This is a genomic window from Streptomyces gilvus (assembly GCF_022513565.1).
In the GTDB taxonomy this organism is placed as follows: domain Bacteria; phylum Actinomycetota; class Actinomycetes; order Streptomycetales; family Streptomycetaceae; genus Streptomyces; species Streptomyces gilvus.
Window position 1 is genome coordinate 23012 of record NZ_JAKWBE010000017.1, and the last position, 14494, is coordinate 37505.

The following is a 14494-nucleotide window of genomic DNA, read 5'->3' on the forward strand; positions in this document are numbered from 1 at the left end:
GGGACGTCGAGGACATGCGGGGGATCTTCCGGAACCCGGGGACGGGCCACGACACGGGCGGCGTCCGTACGGGGCTGCGCTGGAACCTCAGTACCGGGCTGCGCTGGAAACTTAGCGCGGCCATCGCGCTGGTCGGGGCGCTGGTCGCGATCGTGCTGAGCCTGGTCGTGCACAACGCGGCCCGGGTCTCGATGCTGGACAACGCGCGCGACCTCGCGGACGAGCGGCTCCAGATCGCCCAGCGCAGCTACGAGCTGTCCGGCCGGGTGAACTTCCCCAACGTCCAGCAGGACGCCCCGGACCTGCCGTCGCCGCTGCGGGAGAAGGTCGAGCAGGGGCGCCGGGCGACCTATGTCACCGACCGGCGCAACGGAGTTCCGGACATCTGGGCGGCCGTGCCGGTCAAGGGCGGGCATGTGCTGTCGCTGCACACCGGGTGGACCGACCGCAGCACGGACATCCTCAACGACCTCGACCAGGCCCTGGTCATCGGCTCCATCGCGGTCGTCCTCGGCGGCAGCGCGCTCGGCGTGCTCATCGGCGGACAGCTCTCACGGCGGCTGCGCAAGGCGGCGGCCGCGGCCAACCAGGTCGCCAGGGGTGAGCCGGACGTGCGGGTGCGGGACGCGATCGGCGGGGTCGTACGGGACGAGACCGACGACCTCGCGAGCGCGGTGGACGCCATGGCGGACGCGTTGCAGCAGCGGCTGGAGGCGGAGCGCCGGGTGACCGCCGACATCGCGCACGAGCTGCGCACACCGGTGACGGGGCTGCTCACCGCCGCCGAACTCCTCCCGCCGGGCCGTCCGACCGAGCTGGTCCTGGACCGGGCGAAGGCCATGCGCACGCTCGTCGAGGACGTCCTGGAGGTGGCCCGGCTCGACGGGGCCTCCGAGCGGGCCGAGCTGCAGGATCTGATGCTCGGCGAGTTCGTCGCCCGGCGGGTGGCGGCCAAGGACCCGGACGTCGAGGTGCGGGTGGTGCACGAGTCGATGGTCACGACCGACCCGCGCCGACTGGAGCGGGTCCTGTTCAACCTGCTCGCCAACGCCGCCCGGCACGGCAAGCCGCCCATCCAGGTCACCGTCGAGGGCCGTGTCATCCGCGTCCGCGACCACGGGCCCGGTTTCCCCGCCGACCTGCTCGCCGACGGCCCGAGCCGCTTCCGCACGGGCAGCGCCGACCGCGCCGGGCACGGCCACGGCCTTGGGCTGACCATCGCGGCGGGCCAGGCCCGGGTCCTGGGCGCCCGTCTGACCTTCCGCAACGTCCGCCCGGCGGGCGCCCCGGCCCACGTCCCGGCGGAGGGCGCGGTAGCGGTCCTCTGGCTCCCCGAACACGCCCCGACGAACACGGGCAGCTATCCGCTGCTGCCGTAGGTCAGGGCTCCGCCCCGATCTGCGCCGCCCGCCCTCTCACGTCCCGGCGACCAACAGCTCCTCCCCCCGTGACGGCCGTACCCCGTCCGTCCGGTCCCGGAAGTACCGCTTCTCCAGATCCTCCGCCGACACGTGCCGGGTCTCCCGGAAGCCTGCCTCGCGGGCCAGGGCGAGGATCTGTTCGGGCCTGCAGAAGGTGAGGGCCGGGGTGCCGGCCGCCCCGGGCCCCCTCCATCGCCACCCGGAGCTGCGCCTGCTGCCAGCTCCGGATCGGACCAGTCCCGATCCATGGCGTCCTTGGCCGGCCGCAGCTGGCGCAGTGTGTCCATGAACCCGATGGTGGCACGCGGCACTGACAACGGCCCCCGTGGCCGCGGGCATGAGGAAGGCCCCCGGGGCGGACACCATCCGGGGGCCTTCGGCTCACTGTCGGGTCAGACGGCCTCGACGACCGGCGGCTGCACCGGGGCGCCCTCGTCCCTACCCTCCGGCTTCGGTCCCGCTCCCCGCAGCGCGACCTCCTTCACGAACACCGCCGCGACGAGGGCGACGACGGCCACCACGGAGCCGAGCAGGAACGCCCAGTGGGTGCCCGCGGACACCGCGTGCTGGTACGCCTCGCGGGCCACCGCCGGCAGCTTCGCCAGGCTCTTCGCGTCCAGCGACGCCGACTTCTCGGTGATCTTCGCGCCCACCGAGCCGGCCCGCTCGGCCATCACGTGCTGGACCCGGTTGTTGAACAGCGCGCCCATGATCGCGACGCCGAAGGAGGAGCCGAGGGTCCGGAACAGGGTCGTCGAGGAGGACGCCACGCCCATGTCCTTCATCTCGACGCTGTTCTGCGCGACCAGCATGGTGACCTGCATCAGGCAGCCCATGCCCAGACCGACGACCGCCATGAACACACCAGAGGTGAACCGCGAGGTGCCGGTGCCCATGGTGGACAGCAGGTACAGACCGACGATCATCAGGGCGCTGCCGACGATCGGGAAGATCTTGTAGCGGCCGGTGTTGGTGGTCACGCGCCCGGCCACCATGGAGGTGACCAGCATCGCGCCGAGCATCGGCAGCAGGAGCAGACCGGAGTTGGTCGCCGAGGCTCCCTGCACCGACTGCTGGTACAGCGGCAGGTACAGCGTCGCGCCGAACATCACGAAACCGGTGATGAAGCCGATGACCGACATCAGCGTGAAGTTGCGGCTGCGGAAGATGTGCAGCGGTACGACCGGCTCGGCGGCCTTGGTCTGCCAGAACACGAACCCGATCAGCGCGGCCACGCCGATGCCGATCAGCTCCATGATCCGCGCGGAGGTCCAGGAGTACTCCGAGCCGCCCCAGGTGGTGACGAGGACGATGGCGGTGATGCCGACCGTCAGCAGGACCACGCCGAGGTAGTCGATGCCGGCCTTGGACCGCTTCTTCGGCAGGTGCAGCACCGCGCTGATCAGACCGAGCGCGACCACGCCGAGCGGCAGGTTGATGTAGAACGCCCAGCGCCAGCCCCAGTTGTCGGTGATGGTGCCGCCGACCAGCGGTCCGCCGATCATCGCGATGGCCATGACGCCGGCCATCATGCCCTGGTACTTGCCCCGCTCCCGCGGCGGGATCAGGTCACCGATGATCGCCATGACGCCGACCATCAGACCGCCGGCGCCGAGACCCTGCACGGCCCGGAAGCCGATGAGCTCGCCCATGTTCTGGGCCATGCCGCTGAGCGCGGAGCCGATCAGGAAGATCACGATCGAGGTCATGAACGTGGTCTTGCGCCCGAACATGTCACCGAGCTTGCCCCAGACCGGGGTCGCCGCCGCGGTGGCCAGCGTGTACGCCGTCACCACCCACGACAGGTGCTCCAGGCCGCCGAGTTCGCCCACGATCGTCGGCATCGCGGTGCCGACGATCATGTTGTCGAGCATCGCCAGCATCATCGTGATCATGAGCGCGAGCAGCACCACGCGCACGCTCTTCGGCTGTTTGTCCGGCTTGGCCTCGACTGTCTCTGTGTCCGCCATCATGCCCACTCCCCTACACCTGCCTGCGGCACTTCCCCCCGACCGGCCACTTACTTGCCGCCCGGCTAGTTGACTACACTGATGAAGGTAGACCCGTAACTAGCCGGGCGTCAAGTAAGTTTACTAGTCGGGCGGCAAGTAAGGCAGCAGGGGGCGTGAGGAGCGCGACAATGGGCGGCACGATGGACGGCACCAAGCGGCAGCGCCGCGGAGACACTCGCCAGCGCATCCAGGACGTGGCGCTCGAACTCTTCGCCGAACAGGGCTACGAGAAGACCTCGCTGCGCGAGATCGCCGAGCGCCTGGACGTCACCAAGGCGGCGCTGTACTACCACTTCAAGACGAAGGAAGAGATCCTCGTCAGCATCTTCGAGGACCTCTCCCAGCCCATCGAGGACCTGATCGAGTGGGGCAAGGGAGAGCCCCACACGCTGGAGACCAAGCGGGAGATCGTCCGCCGGTATCACGAGGCGCTGTCCGAGGCCCGCCCGCTCTTCCGCTTCATGCAGGAGAACCAGGCGGCGGTGAAGGAACTGCGCATCGGCGAGACGTTCCGCCACCGCATGATGGGCATGCGGGACATCCTCATCGACCCGGACGCCACCCTCGTGGACCAGGTCCGCTGCGTCAGCGCGGTCTTCACGATGCACGCCGGCATGTTCGCGCTCAACGACCTGCCGGGCACCGACGAGGAGAAGAACCAGGCGGTCCTGGAGGTCGCGTGGGACCTGGTGGCCCAGGCCCACGCGGGCATGCAGACAGCGGTGGAGGCCTCTTAGAGACGCCTTCCCAGGGCCCTCGGGTGCCCTCAGAGGCTGAGCCCCTGGGCGCGCAGGAACGCCACCGGGTCGATCGCCGAACCGTAGTTGGCGGTCCTGCGGATCTCGAAGTGCAGGTGCGGGCCGGTGGAGTTGCCGGTGCTGCCGGACAGGGCTATGTGCTGGCCGGTGCGGACGATCTGGCCGACCCTGACGTCGATGCGGGACAGGTGGGCGTACTGCGAGTAGGTGCCGTTGCCGTGCTTGATCACGATGGCGTTGCCGTACGCGGGTCCGTCACCGGCGCCGTTGCCGCCGGCCTTGACCACGGTGCCGCCGTGCGCGGCGACGACTTCGGTGCCGCTGGGGACGGCGAAGTCCTGCCCGCTGTGGGTGTGCTGCCACATGGTGCCGGCCTGGGCGAACTTCGCGGAGAGCGTGTACTTGCGCACCGGGTGGACCCAGGAGGCGGCCTTCTTCGCGGCGGCGGCCTTCTTGGCCGCGGCGGCCTTGGCCTTGGCGATGGCGGCGGCCTTCTGCTTGGCCGCGGCCTTGGCGGCGGCGGCCTCGGCTGCCTTGGCGGCCTTGGCCTGCGCGGCGGCCTGGGCCTGGACGGCACTCGCGGCACTGGAGGCGGCCGTGGTGTCGGCCGCGACCGCGACTCCGGCCCCCAGGACGACCGACGCCCCGAGGCCGGCGGCCAGGACGGCCGCGCGGGTGCGCAGCGGGGACGTACGGGAAGAACGGAACGGGACACGCAGGGACATCGAAACCTCGGGGGGTCGGCGACAGAGAAAACCACCCGGCGCACGACGTCCGCCGGATGGGCCATCCCTTGGTAACCCGGACCCCCAGAAAGCCCAAAACAGGGCATCTACGGCGTTCTCTAGTAATGGCCGGCGGAAATCCCATTCCGTCCCGGCATGAAAGCGGCTACATCCCACTATCAGCCCTAGTAACGGACAAATCGCCTGTGCCTCATGTCACCGGCCGCCACCAGAAGGCCCGACGGAAAACCTCGCCTCATGTGACGCACGTCTCTGGCCACTTACCAGCCAGTAACCCTACGGTTCCCCTCGCGCCACCCTCGCCCTCGAACATGCACAGGACAACGACATACGGACGCGAGAGGACCCCCCATGACACGACGACGCCCCTGGGCGCGCCGCACCGCCGTCATCGCAGTCTCCGCCTCGGCCCTGGTGGCGCTGGCCGCTCCCGCCAACGCGGCGACGAGCACCACGCAGGTCGACTACGCCACCTGGCAGAAGGACTGCCAGACCGTGATGGACCAGGCACTGCCCTACATCCAGCAGCGCGTCGCAGCCGCGTCCGGCGAGAAGCAGGCGATCGTCTTCGACGTCGACAACACCACGCTGGAGACCGACTTCGGCTTCAGCTACCCGCAGCCGGCCAACAAGCCGGTCCTGAACGTCGCGAAGTACGCCCAGGAGCACGGCGTCTCCCTGTTCTTCGTCACGGCCCGCCCCGGCATCATCGCCGCGCCCACGGAGTACAACCTCGAGTACGACGGCTACCAGGTCTCCGGCCTCTACGTCCGCGGCTTCCTCGACCTCTTCAAGGACGTCGCCGCCTACAAGACCGCCCAGCGCGTCGACATCGAGAACAAGGGCTACGACATCATCGCCAACATCGGCAACAGCGCCACCGACCTCTCGGGCGGCCACGCCGACAAGACCTTCAAACTCCCGGACTACGACGGCCAGTTGTCGTAGCCGCGGGGAGGCATGACGAACAGGCATGACGAAGGGGCCGGTGCCCGAAGGCACCGGCCCCTCTTGGCGTCGCCGTGAGGCTTACGCCTCCTTGCTCAGGTTCGGACCGGCTCCGCCGGCCGCCTGCTCGATCGGCGGGACGTCCGGCAGGGCCGACTTCTCCTCGCCGCGGAAGGTGAAGGTCTTGGTCTCGCCCTCGCCCTCCGTGTCCACGACCACGATGTGACCGGGGCGCAGCTCGCCGAAGAGGATCTTCTCCGAGAGGGTGTCCTCGATCTCGCGCTGGATGGTGCGGCGCAGCGGCCGGGCACCCAGCACGGGGTCGTAACCCTTCTGGGAGAGCAGCTCCTTGGCGGACTGGGAGAGCTCGATGCCCATGTCCCGGTCCTTGAGGCGCTCGTCCACCTTGCTGATCATCAGGTCGACGATCGCGAGGATGTCGGTCTGGGTCAGCTGCGGGAAGACGACCACGTCGTCGACGCGGTTGAGGAACTCGGGCCGGAAGTGCTGCTTGAGCTCGTCCTGGACCTTGTTCTTCATGCGCTCGTAGTTGGTCTTCGTGTCACCCGAGGCCGCGAAGCCCAGGTTGAAGCCCTTGGAGATGTCCCGGGTGCCGAGGTTGGTCGTCATGATGATGACCGTGTTCTTGAAGTCCACGACCCGGCCCTGGGAGTCGGTCAGACGACCGTCCTCCAGGATCTGCAGCAGCGAGTTGAAGATGTCCGGGTGGGCCTTCTCGACCTCGTCGAAGAGGACGACGGAGAACGGCTTGCGGCGGACCTTCTCGGTCAGCTGGCCGCCCTCTTCGTAACCCACGTAGCCGGGGGGCGAACCGAAGAGACGCGACACCGTGTGCTTCTCGCTGAACTCCGACATGTCGAGGGAGATCAGCGCGTCCTCGTCACCGAAGAGGAACTCGGCGAGCGCCTTGGACAGCTCGGTCTTACCGACACCGGACGGACCGGCGAAGATGAACGAACCACCGGGACGCTTCGGATCCTTCAGACCCGCGCGCGTACGACGGATCGCCTTCGACAGCGCCTTGACGGCGTCGACCTGGCCGATGACCCGCTTGTGGAGCTCGTCCTCCATGCGCAGCAGACGCGAGGACTCCTCCTCGGTCAGCTTGAAGACCGGGATGCCGGTAGCGGTCGCCAGGACCTCGGCGATCAGCTCGCCGTCGACCTCGGCGACGACGTCCATGTCGCCGGCCTTCCACTCCTTCTCCCGCTTGGCCTTGGCGGCCAGGAGCTGCTTCTCCTTGTCGCGCAGGGAGGCGGCCTTCTCGAAGTCCTGCGAGTCGATCGCGGACTCCTTGTCGCGGCGCACGCCCGCGATCTTCTCGTCGAACTCGCGCAGGTCCGGCGGAGCCGTCATCCGGCGGATGCGCATCCGGGAACCGGCCTCGTCGATCAGGTCGATCGCCTTGTCCGGCAGGAAGCGGTCCGAGATGTAGCGGTCGGCCAGGGTGGCCGCCTGGACCAGCGCCTCGTCCGTGATGGAGACGCGGTGGTGGGCCTCGTACCGGTCGCGCAGACCCTTGAGGATCTCGATCGTGTGCGGCAGGGACGGCTCGGCGACCTGGATGGGCTGGAAGCGGCGCTCCAGGGCCGCGTCCTTCTCCAGGTGCTTGCGGTACTCGTCCAGCGTGGTGGCGCCGATGGTCTGCAGCTCACCGCGGGCCAGCATCGGCTTCAGGATCGAAGCGGCGTCGATGGCGCCCTCGGCGGCACCCGCACCGACCAGCGTGTGCAGCTCGTCGATGAACAGGATGATGTCGCCGCGGGTGCGGATCTCCTTGAGCACCTTCTTCAGGCGCTCCTCGAAGTCACCGCGGTAGCGGGAGCCGGCGACCAGCGCGCCGAGGTCCAGGGTGTAGAGGTGCTTGTCCTTGAGGGTCTCGGGCACCTCGCCCTTGACGATGGCCTGGGCGAGGCCCTCGACGACGGCGGTCTTGCCGACGCCGGGCTCACCGATCAGGACCGGGTTGTTCTTGGTACGGCGGGACAGCACCTGCATGACCCGCTCGATCTCCTTCTCGCGCCCGATGACCGGGTCGAGCTTGGACTCACGAGCGGCCTGGGTGAGGTTCCGGCCGAACTGGTCGAGGACCAGGGACGTCGAGGGGGTGCCCTCGGCAGGCCCGCCGGCGGTGGCGGTCTCCTTGCCCTGGTAGCCGGAGAGCAGCTGGATGACCTGCTGCCGCACCCGGTTGAGATCAGCGCCCAGCTTGACCAGGACCTGGGCGGCGACGCCCTCGCCCTCACGGATCAGGCCGAGCAGGATGTGCTCCGTGCCGATGTAGTTGTGGCCCAGCTGAAGGGCCTCGCGGAGCGACAGCTCCAGGACCTTCTTGGCACGGGGGGTGAAGGGGATGTGCCCGGACGGGGCCTGCTGGCCCTGGCCGATGATCTCCTCCACCTGCTGGCGGACCGCCTCGAGCGAAATCCCGAGGCTCTCAAGGGCCTTGGCGGCGACACCCTCACCCTCGTGGATCAGGCCCAGGAGGATGTGCTCGGTGCCGATGTAGTTGTGGTTGAGCATCCGGGCTTCTTCCTGAGCCAGGACGACAACCCGCCGCGCGCGGTCGGTGAACCTCTCGAACATCGTTAATCGCTCCTCAGAGCGGTCAGGCAGTGGGGGGAACTTCCCCTCCCTGTCCTTCCGCAGCTTAGTCCCGCAAGCGGGGACCGCTCATTCCAACTGCCGACACCGTCGATGGCCTCCTGACCCCGCTCACGCCGACATCTGCTCCAACCCGATGGTGCGAGACGATGTTCCCGCAGGCCAGGCAGTTACCCTCACCATCAGTACGCCGATGGCGAACGTGAGACGTCCTGCCCTGCGTGTCGCCCCCTCCCACTAGGGATGTCTTACCCGCTCGCACTGACACTCCATGCCGTACGCCCCCCGTCCCTCCGCTATGGGCGAACAACCTTGCGCTCAGCCGCACCCCCGCACGCCCCCTCTGCCGGCACTCCGCGCATGCACGAGAGCACCCAGCGTAACTTCCTGGGCCATTCGGCGGTTGCGATGTACATGGTTGGCAGCCACTCACAGGCAACACCTCCCTCCCTCCCGACGGACCGCACGATCGTCCCGCTTCCTCGCCGGCCGCTCGATCCGGCCGACGCTCCCGGCGATCATGTCCGCCGGTGGTACGAGAACGAACTGGGGTGGCCGACGGTGCCCGCGGATCCGGAGAATCCAGGACATCCGGTGCGGCTGCGGGTGGGGGAACGTTTCGACGTTCTGGAGGTCCCTGCCGAGGCGGGCCGGGCGGGCCTGCGCCATCTCGCGCCGGCGTCCCCGGTCGCGGTGTGCGGCGACAGGATGCGGCTGCTGGTGGCCGCGGGCAGCGCGGAGGAACTCCCGGGCCTCCTGGAGTGGCTGGAGTGGGGCCCACTGGCGCTGGACCTGACGGCGACCGGAGAGGGCGGAGTCATGGACGCGCCACTGCCACCCGAAGCGGTACGCCCCGGAGCAGTCCCGCGGCGGGGGGAGGCCCTACATCCGGGAGAGGCCTTGAGCCGGGAAGAGGTTCTCCGCCCGGAGGCGAACTTGCGCGGGGAAGAAGCTCTCCGCCCGGAAGCGGCCTTGCGCCGGGAAGAAGCTCTCCGCCCGGAAGCGGCCTTGCGCCGGGAAGAAGCTCTCCGCCCGGAAGCAGCCTTGCGCCGGGAAGAAGCTCTCCGCCCGGAAGCAGCCTTGCGCCGGGAAGAAGCTCTCCGCCCGGAGGAGGCCCTACGGCTCCCGCCGGGCCGCGTGGGTTCCCTGCAGGGGGCCGCCGTGTGGCTGCGGCCCCCCGGGCCGGGGTGCGAGGTCGAGGCCTCGCTGCCGACGTTGTCGGCCCTGGGGGGCGGTGGGGGCGCCCCCGATCTCGTACGACTCGTGGACACGGTGGCAACGCAGTGCCACCGGCTGTGGCTGCGACGCGCGTGCGCGCGGCCGGCAGCCTCCCGGGCCGGTGATCAGGCGTTGGCCTTCTCGTAGGCCTCGCGAATGGACGCCGGAACACGGCCGCGGTCGTTGACCTCGTAACCGTTCTCCTTGGCCCACGCGCGGATCTGCGCGGTGTCCTGGCTGCCTCCGGAGGTCGCGCGCGCCTTTCCACGCCCACCCGCGGAGCGGCCTCCGGTACGGCGACCACCCTTCACGTAAGGCTCGAGAAGGCCGCGAAGCTTGTCCGCATTGGCGGTCGTGAGATCGATCTCGTACGTCTTGCCGTCCAACGCGAACGTGACGGTCTCGTCCGCCTCGCCGCCGTCGAGGTCGTCGACAAGAAGGACCTGAACCTTCTGTGCCACCGGATTTCCTTTCATCCAAAACTTGAGGGCCGGGGGTCTGCGGCGTCCGCCGTTTCGCCGTCCCCTGTTATATGCAGTACTGCAGTACGTCGGAAAGCAAACCGCTTTTGCCGGAAAAACACAAACCCCTCGACAGCGGGAGGGCAGTCCCCGGCTGACAGGGAAGATGCGCGTTTCGGACATAGGGACCGTGGGCAAGGGTGGCCGTCGAAGCCCGTCGAATACTCTGCAGTGATCGGTGATCACAGATGCAGAAGCATCCGGCTGTTGCCCAAGGTGTTGGGTTTCACCCGTTCGAGACCGAGGAACTCCGCGACGCCCTCGTCATAGGAACGCAACAGCTCCGCGTAGACATCCGTGTCGACCGGTGTCTCACCGATCTCGACGAAGCCGTGCTTGCCGAAGAAGTCCACTTCGAAGGTGAGGCAGAAAACGCGGCGAACGCCCAGCCAGCGCGCGGTGTGCAGCAACTTCTCCAGCAACTGGTGGCCGACGCCGGCGCCCTTCAGGCCGGGCTTCACCGCGAGAGTGCGCACTTCCGCGAGGTCTTCCCACATCACGTGCAGCGCGCCGCAGCCGACCACCTCGGCGTTGTCGTCGCGTTCGGCGACCCAGAACTCCTGGATGTCCTCGTAAAGGGTGACGGTCGCTTTGTCGAGCAGGATGCCACCGCGGACGTAGGCGTCAAGGAGACGGCGCACGGCCGGGACATCGCTGGTACGGGCCCGCCGGACGGTGATGGCTTTAGCGCTGACTTCGGGGCCTTCGGGGCTTGCTGCTGACATGAGCGGACGCTATCGCCCGTCGTCGCCCGGTGCGGAGCCGGGGTTCTCCTCGCCATCCGGGGGTTCGGGTGTTTCCGCCGGCTGTTCGGGCCCTTGCACGATCCGTACGGCGTCTCGCAGGGCCTGGCGCTGTTCCTCGCTCATCATCCCGAAGAAGGCGACGAGAGCGGCCGCGGGGTTGTCACTCTGGGACCAGGCGTCGTTCATCAGGGCGGCGGCGTAGGCGGCCCGGGTGGAGACCGCCTCATATCGATAGGCCCGGCCTTCCGCCTCACGGCGCACCCAGCCCTTCTGATGGAGATTGTCCAAAACGGTCATCACCGTGGTGTACGCGATGGACCGTTCCTGCTGAAGGTCTTCCAGGACTTCTCGAACGGTCACCGGGCGGTTCCACTTCCACACCCGCGTCATGACCGCGTCTTCGAGTTCTCCCAATGGGCGAGGCACAGCTCAGCACAATAGTGGGAGAACTCCACATTCGCGTGCCGGACGTGCGCTTTCACTGGCAAACAGCAACAAAAAGGGCGTACGACTCTGAGGTGCGAGCCGTACGCCGGGGAAGCGGGGGCGGGCCGCTCAGCCGTCGGTCTTGGCGGGGGCCTGCTGGGCGGCCTCCGCACGCGCGATGGCCGCGTCGACCGCCGCGTCCTCCTTGGCCTTGTTGGCCCCGCCCTGGGTCTTCACGATCACCCTGATCAGCCCGATGAAGAACACGGCCATGACGACCGGCGGCACGAGCGCGGAGACGTAGTCCATGAATCCAGAGTAGCCAGCCCCCACCGGACAACCGGTCCGGGGTCGACCAAGCGGCCCGAACGGGCCGACGGGGCGCTTGGTCGGGTCGACAGGGGCGAAAGGGTCAGACCGCGGTGAGCTGCCGCGGGCCCGCCGGGGCGGAGGGAACAGGGCGACTGCGGCGAGCTGCCGAGGCGGATCTGCCGGGCCGCAGGGGTCAGACCGCGGTGAGCTGGTGTGGGGGGTTTGCCGGGGGTGGGGGGGTGGGTTTGCGGCGGGGGAAGACCTCGCCCGGGGTGGGGATGGGGCGGGTCGGTTTCGGGGCGGCCGGAGTGGGCTTGGGGGCCGGCTTCTGCGCCGGCTTCTTCTCGGGCTTCCGCGCCGGGTCCTGGCCGGCGTCGGCGACCGGGGCGGCGGTCCTGGGGTCCGCGTGGGCCGAGAGGCCGCCGGGGAGGGCCGTCAGGCGCGTGCGGGAGGCCGGGACGGCCGCGGGGGCCGTGCGGGCCGTACCGCGCGCCAGACGGGCTCGTACGTCCTGTTCGGCGAGGACCTGGCAGCGGTCGAGGAGCAGCGCGGCGACCGGATTGGCCCGCAGTGCGCGCAGGGCGGCCAGATCGTCGGGCTGCGGCCGGTAACCGGCGGCCAGCGCCTCCTCGAGGAGCGTGAGGTAGCCGGCGGCGGTTCCGGGCAGCGCGGCGCGGTAGCGGCCGAGATCGGCCACCAGGAAGGCCCGTAGCCTCGCCCCCTCGTGCATCGCCTCGTCGAGCGACTCGGCGAGCCGGAGACAGTCCTGGACGTCCTCGGCTGAGGCGGGGCGGGGATGGAGGGCGAGGGCGAGGGCGCGGCGGAGCACACGCAGCTCCTCCGCGCCGAACGCCATGCCGCCGCGGGATCCGTATGGCGTGGGCATGCGGCGACGATACGCGCTAATCAGACAAACCCGACATAGGGGAGCGGTGTGGCGCGACCGGGCCACCCGGTTGCTCCCCCTGTGCGGCTCACATCCGGGACACGTTCCGCTCGTACACCAGCCGCAGCCCGACCAGCGTCAGCCAGGGCTCGTGCTCGTCGATGACCGAGGACTCCCCGAGCACCATCGGCGCCAGTCCGCCGGTCGCGATCACGGTCACGTCGTCCGGGTCGTCCGCGAGCTCCCGGGCCATCCGGCTGACGACCCCGTCGACCTGTCCGGCGAAGCCGTAGATGATGCCGGACTGCATCGCCTCGACCGTGTTCTTGCCGATCACGCTGCGGGGTCTGGCCACCTCGATCTTCCGCAGCTGCGCACCCCGCACGCCGAGCGCCTCGACGGAGATCTCGATACCGGGGGCGATCACGCCGCCGATGTACTCCCCCCGCGCGGAGACCGCGTCGAAGGTCGTGGCCGTACCGAAGTCGACGACGATCGCCGGTCCCCCGTACAGCTCGACGGCGGCGACCGCGTTGATGATGCGGTCGGCGCCGACCTCCTTGGGGTTGTCGGTGAGGATCGGCACCCCGGTCTTCACACCCGGCTCCACGAGCACGGCCGGCACGTCGCCGTAGTAGCGCCGGGTCACCTCGCGCAGCTCGTGCAGCACGGAGGGGACGGTCGCGCAGATGGCGATGCCGTCGATGCCGTCGCCCAGTTCGTCGCCGAGCAGCGGGTGCATCCCCATCAGGCCCTGCAGCAGCACCGCCAGTTCGTCCGCCGTGCGGCGCGCGTCCGTGGAGATGCGCCAGTGCTCGACGATGTCCTCCCCGTCGAAGAGGCCCAGGACGGTGTGGGTGTTGCCCACGTCGATCGTCAGCAGCATGGCCGGTACCTACTCCGCCGCTCGCAGGTCGAGACCGATGTCGAGGATCGGCGAGGAGTGGGTGAGGGCGCCGACGGCGAGGTAGTCGACGCCGGTGTCCGCGTAGGCCTTGGCGTTGTCCAGGGTGAGCCGTCCGGAGGCCTCCAGCGCGGCGCGGCCGTGCACGATCGCGACGGCCTCCTCGCACTCGCCGGGCGTGAAGTTGTCCAGCAGGATCAGGTCGGCGCCCGCGTCGACGACCTCGCGCAGCTGGTGCAGGGTGTCGACCTCGACCTCGATCGGCACGTCCGGGAAGGCCTCCCGTACGGCCTTGAAGGCCTGCCCGACCCCGCCGGCGGCGACCACGTGGTTGTCCTTGACGAGGGCCGCGTCCGACAGCGACATCCGGTGGTTGACGCCCCCGCCGCAGCGGACGGCGAACTTCTCCAGCGAGCGGAGCCCCGGAGTCGTCTTGCGGGTGTCGCGGACCTTGGTCCTCGTACCGTCCAGTACGTCCGCCCACGCGCGCGTGGCGGTCGCGATGCCGGACAGCCGGCACAGGAGGTTCAGCGCGCTGCGCTCGCCGGTGAGCAGGTCACGCGTGCGCGTGGTGACCGACAGCAGCTTCTGCCCGGCCTCCACGCGGTCGCCGTCCTCGACGTGCCGCTCGACCTCGAACTCGTCCGTGCACACCACGGAGAGCACCGCCTCGGCGACCCTGAGGCCCGCCACGACACCCGCCTCGCGCGCGGTGAAGTCGCCGGTGGCGACGGCGTCCTCGGGGATGGTCGCCACCGTGGTCACGTCCACGCCGTGGTCGAGGTCCTCCTGGATGGCGACGTTGGCGATGTCCTCGACCTCCACGGGGTCGAGTCCGGCGTCGGCCAGGAGCTGGGCGAGCGCGGGGTCGAGGCCGCACTCCAGGTATTCGGCGTCGGTGTCGGCGCCGCAGGCACAGCCGTCGCCGCAGCCGCCGTTCGACACGAGGGGGAGGTCGGGGGTGCTCACTT

The 14494-nt window shown here is 69.4% G+C and carries 13 protein-coding genes and 2 pseudogenes; 5 read left to right on the forward strand and 10 right to left on the reverse strand.

Features of this window, described 5'->3' with window-relative positions; translation table 11 throughout:
* Positions 1-14: 14 nt before the first annotated feature.
* Positions 15-1379 (forward strand): two-component system sensor histidine kinase CseC, encoded by a 1365-nt coding sequence (gene cseC / locus MKW14_RS24920; protein ID WP_240865458.1) that lies wholly within the window; start codon positions 15-17, stop codon positions 1377-1379.
* A 434-nt stretch (positions 1380-1813) separates the two neighbouring features.
* Here cseC and MKW14_RS24930 read toward each other — a convergent pair whose 3' ends face one another.
* Positions 1814-3391, reverse strand: coding sequence for an MDR family MFS transporter (locus MKW14_RS24930; RefSeq protein WP_240865655.1), 1578 nt, complete (start codon positions 3389-3391; stop codon positions 1814-1816).
* A gap of 170 nt (positions 3392-3561) precedes the next feature.
* Between MKW14_RS24930 and MKW14_RS24935 the strand changes: the two genes are divergently transcribed.
* A complete protein-coding gene (locus tag MKW14_RS24935) occupies positions 3562-4170 on the forward strand; it encodes a TetR/AcrR family transcriptional regulator (RefSeq protein WP_240865459.1) in 609 nt (202 codons plus the stop codon).
* A 29-nt stretch (positions 4171-4199) separates the two neighbouring features.
* Here the strand turns inward: MKW14_RS24935 and MKW14_RS24940 are convergent, their stop codons facing one another.
* Positions 4200-4916 carry a M23 family metallopeptidase gene (locus MKW14_RS24940; protein WP_240865460.1) on the reverse strand — a complete coding sequence of 239 codons (717 nt, stop codon included), beginning with the start codon at positions 4914-4916 and terminating at the stop codon, positions 4200-4202.
* Between the two features lie 372 nt (positions 4917-5288).
* On the opposite strand from MKW14_RS24940, the gene MKW14_RS24945 reads away from it, so the two are divergent.
* Positions 5289-5885, forward strand: coding sequence for an HAD family acid phosphatase (locus MKW14_RS24945; protein WP_240865461.1), 597 nt, complete (start codon positions 5289-5291; stop codon positions 5883-5885).
* Positions 5886-5966: 81 nt separating this feature from the next.
* Here the strand turns inward: MKW14_RS24945 and MKW14_RS24950 are convergent, their stop codons facing one another.
* Positions 5967-8492, reverse strand: a complete 2526-nt coding sequence (locus tag MKW14_RS24950; RefSeq protein WP_133044305.1) for an ATP-dependent Clp protease ATP-binding subunit — start codon at positions 8490-8492, stop codon at positions 5967-5969.
* A gap of 432 nt (positions 8493-8924) precedes the next feature.
* Between MKW14_RS24950 and MKW14_RS41805 the strand changes: the two are divergent.
* Positions 8925-9413 (forward strand): annotated as a pseudogene (locus MKW14_RS41805) (SCO3374 family protein); the annotation flags it as partial.
* Between the two features lie 222 nt (positions 9414-9635).
* Positions 9636-9875: pseudogene (locus tag MKW14_RS41810) on the forward strand (SCO3374 family protein); the annotation flags it as partial.
* Here MKW14_RS41810 and MKW14_RS24960 read toward each other — a convergent pair.
* The 7 genes from MKW14_RS24960 to nadC all read right to left on the reverse strand — a co-directional run bounded on the left by MKW14_RS24960 (position 9854) and on the right by nadC (position 14492).
* A complete protein-coding gene (locus tag MKW14_RS24960) occupies positions 9854-10189 on the reverse strand; it encodes a histone-like nucleoid-structuring protein Lsr2 (RefSeq protein WP_240865463.1) in 336 nt (111 codons plus the stop codon). The pseudogene MKW14_RS41810 and the gene MKW14_RS24960 sit on opposite strands and share 22 nt — an antisense overlap.
* Before the next feature lie 242 nt (positions 10190-10431).
* Entirely contained in the window at positions 10432-10974 is a 543-nt protein-coding gene (locus MKW14_RS24965) for an amino-acid N-acetyltransferase (protein ID WP_240865465.1), read from the reverse strand.
* A 9-nt stretch (positions 10975-10983) separates the two neighbouring features.
* On the reverse strand, positions 10984-11409 hold the full coding sequence (locus tag MKW14_RS24970) for a BlaI/MecI/CopY family transcriptional regulator (RefSeq protein WP_276621708.1): 426 nt from the start codon (positions 11407-11409) through the stop codon (positions 10984-10986).
* Positions 11410-11550: 141 nt separating this feature from the next.
* Positions 11551-11730: a hypothetical protein gene (locus MKW14_RS24975; RefSeq protein ID WP_240865468.1), complete on the reverse strand. Its 180-nt coding sequence runs from the start codon at positions 11728-11730 to the stop codon at positions 11551-11553.
* Between the two features lie 196 nt (positions 11731-11926).
* The gene (locus tag MKW14_RS24980; RefSeq protein ID WP_240865659.1) at positions 11927-12589 is read right to left on the reverse strand and encodes a hypothetical protein; all 663 of its coding nucleotides are present in this window, start codon (positions 12587-12589) and stop codon (positions 11927-11929) included.
* A 118-nt stretch (positions 12590-12707) separates the two neighbouring features.
* Entirely contained in the window at positions 12708-13505 is a 798-nt protein-coding gene (locus MKW14_RS24985) for a type III pantothenate kinase (RefSeq protein ID WP_133044299.1), read from the reverse strand.
* A gap of 9 nt (positions 13506-13514) precedes the next feature.
* Positions 13515-14492 carry a carboxylating nicotinate-nucleotide diphosphorylase gene (gene nadC, locus MKW14_RS24990; protein ID WP_240865470.1) on the reverse strand — a complete coding sequence of 326 codons (978 nt, stop codon included), beginning with the start codon at positions 14490-14492 and terminating at the stop codon, positions 13515-13517.
* Positions 14493-14494: the final 2 nt, after the last annotated feature.

What these genes read in the sequence shown, in the direction of transcription:
- cseC (WP_240865458.1), top strand. Translation starts at nt 15, where the DNA reads ATGCGGGGGATCTTCCGGAACCCGGGGACGGGCCACGACACGGGCGGC.
- MKW14_RS24930 (WP_240865655.1), bottom strand. Translation starts at nt 3,391, where the DNA reads ATGGCGGACACAGAGACAGTCGAGGCCAAGCCGGACAAACAGCCGAAG.
- MKW14_RS24935 (WP_240865459.1), top strand. Translation starts at nt 3,562, where the DNA reads ATGGGCGGCACGATGGACGGCACCAAGCGGCAGCGCCGCGGAGACACT.
- MKW14_RS24940 (WP_240865460.1), bottom strand. Translation starts at nt 4,916, where the DNA reads ATGTCCCTGCGTGTCCCGTTCCGTTCTTCCCGTACGTCCCCGCTGCGC.
- MKW14_RS24945 (WP_240865461.1), top strand. Translation starts at nt 5,289, where the DNA reads ATGACACGACGACGCCCCTGGGCGCGCCGCACCGCCGTCATCGCAGTC.
- MKW14_RS24950 (WP_133044305.1), bottom strand. Translation starts at nt 8,492, where the DNA reads ATGTTCGAGAGGTTCACCGACCGCGCGCGGCGGGTTGTCGTCCTGGCT.
- MKW14_RS24965 (WP_240865465.1), bottom strand. Translation starts at nt 10,974, where the DNA reads ATGTCAGCAGCAAGCCCCGAAGGCCCCGAAGTCAGCGCTAAAGCCATC.
- MKW14_RS24975 (WP_240865468.1), bottom strand. Translation starts at nt 11,730, where the DNA reads ATGGACTACGTCTCCGCGCTCGTGCCGCCGGTCGTCATGGCCGTGTTC.
- MKW14_RS24980 (WP_240865659.1), bottom strand. Translation starts at nt 12,589, where the DNA reads ATGGCGTTCGGCGCGGAGGAGCTGCGTGTGCTCCGCCGCGCCCTCGCC.
- MKW14_RS24985 (WP_133044299.1), bottom strand. Translation starts at nt 13,505, where the DNA reads ATGCTGCTGACGATCGACGTGGGCAACACCCACACCGTCCTGGGCCTC.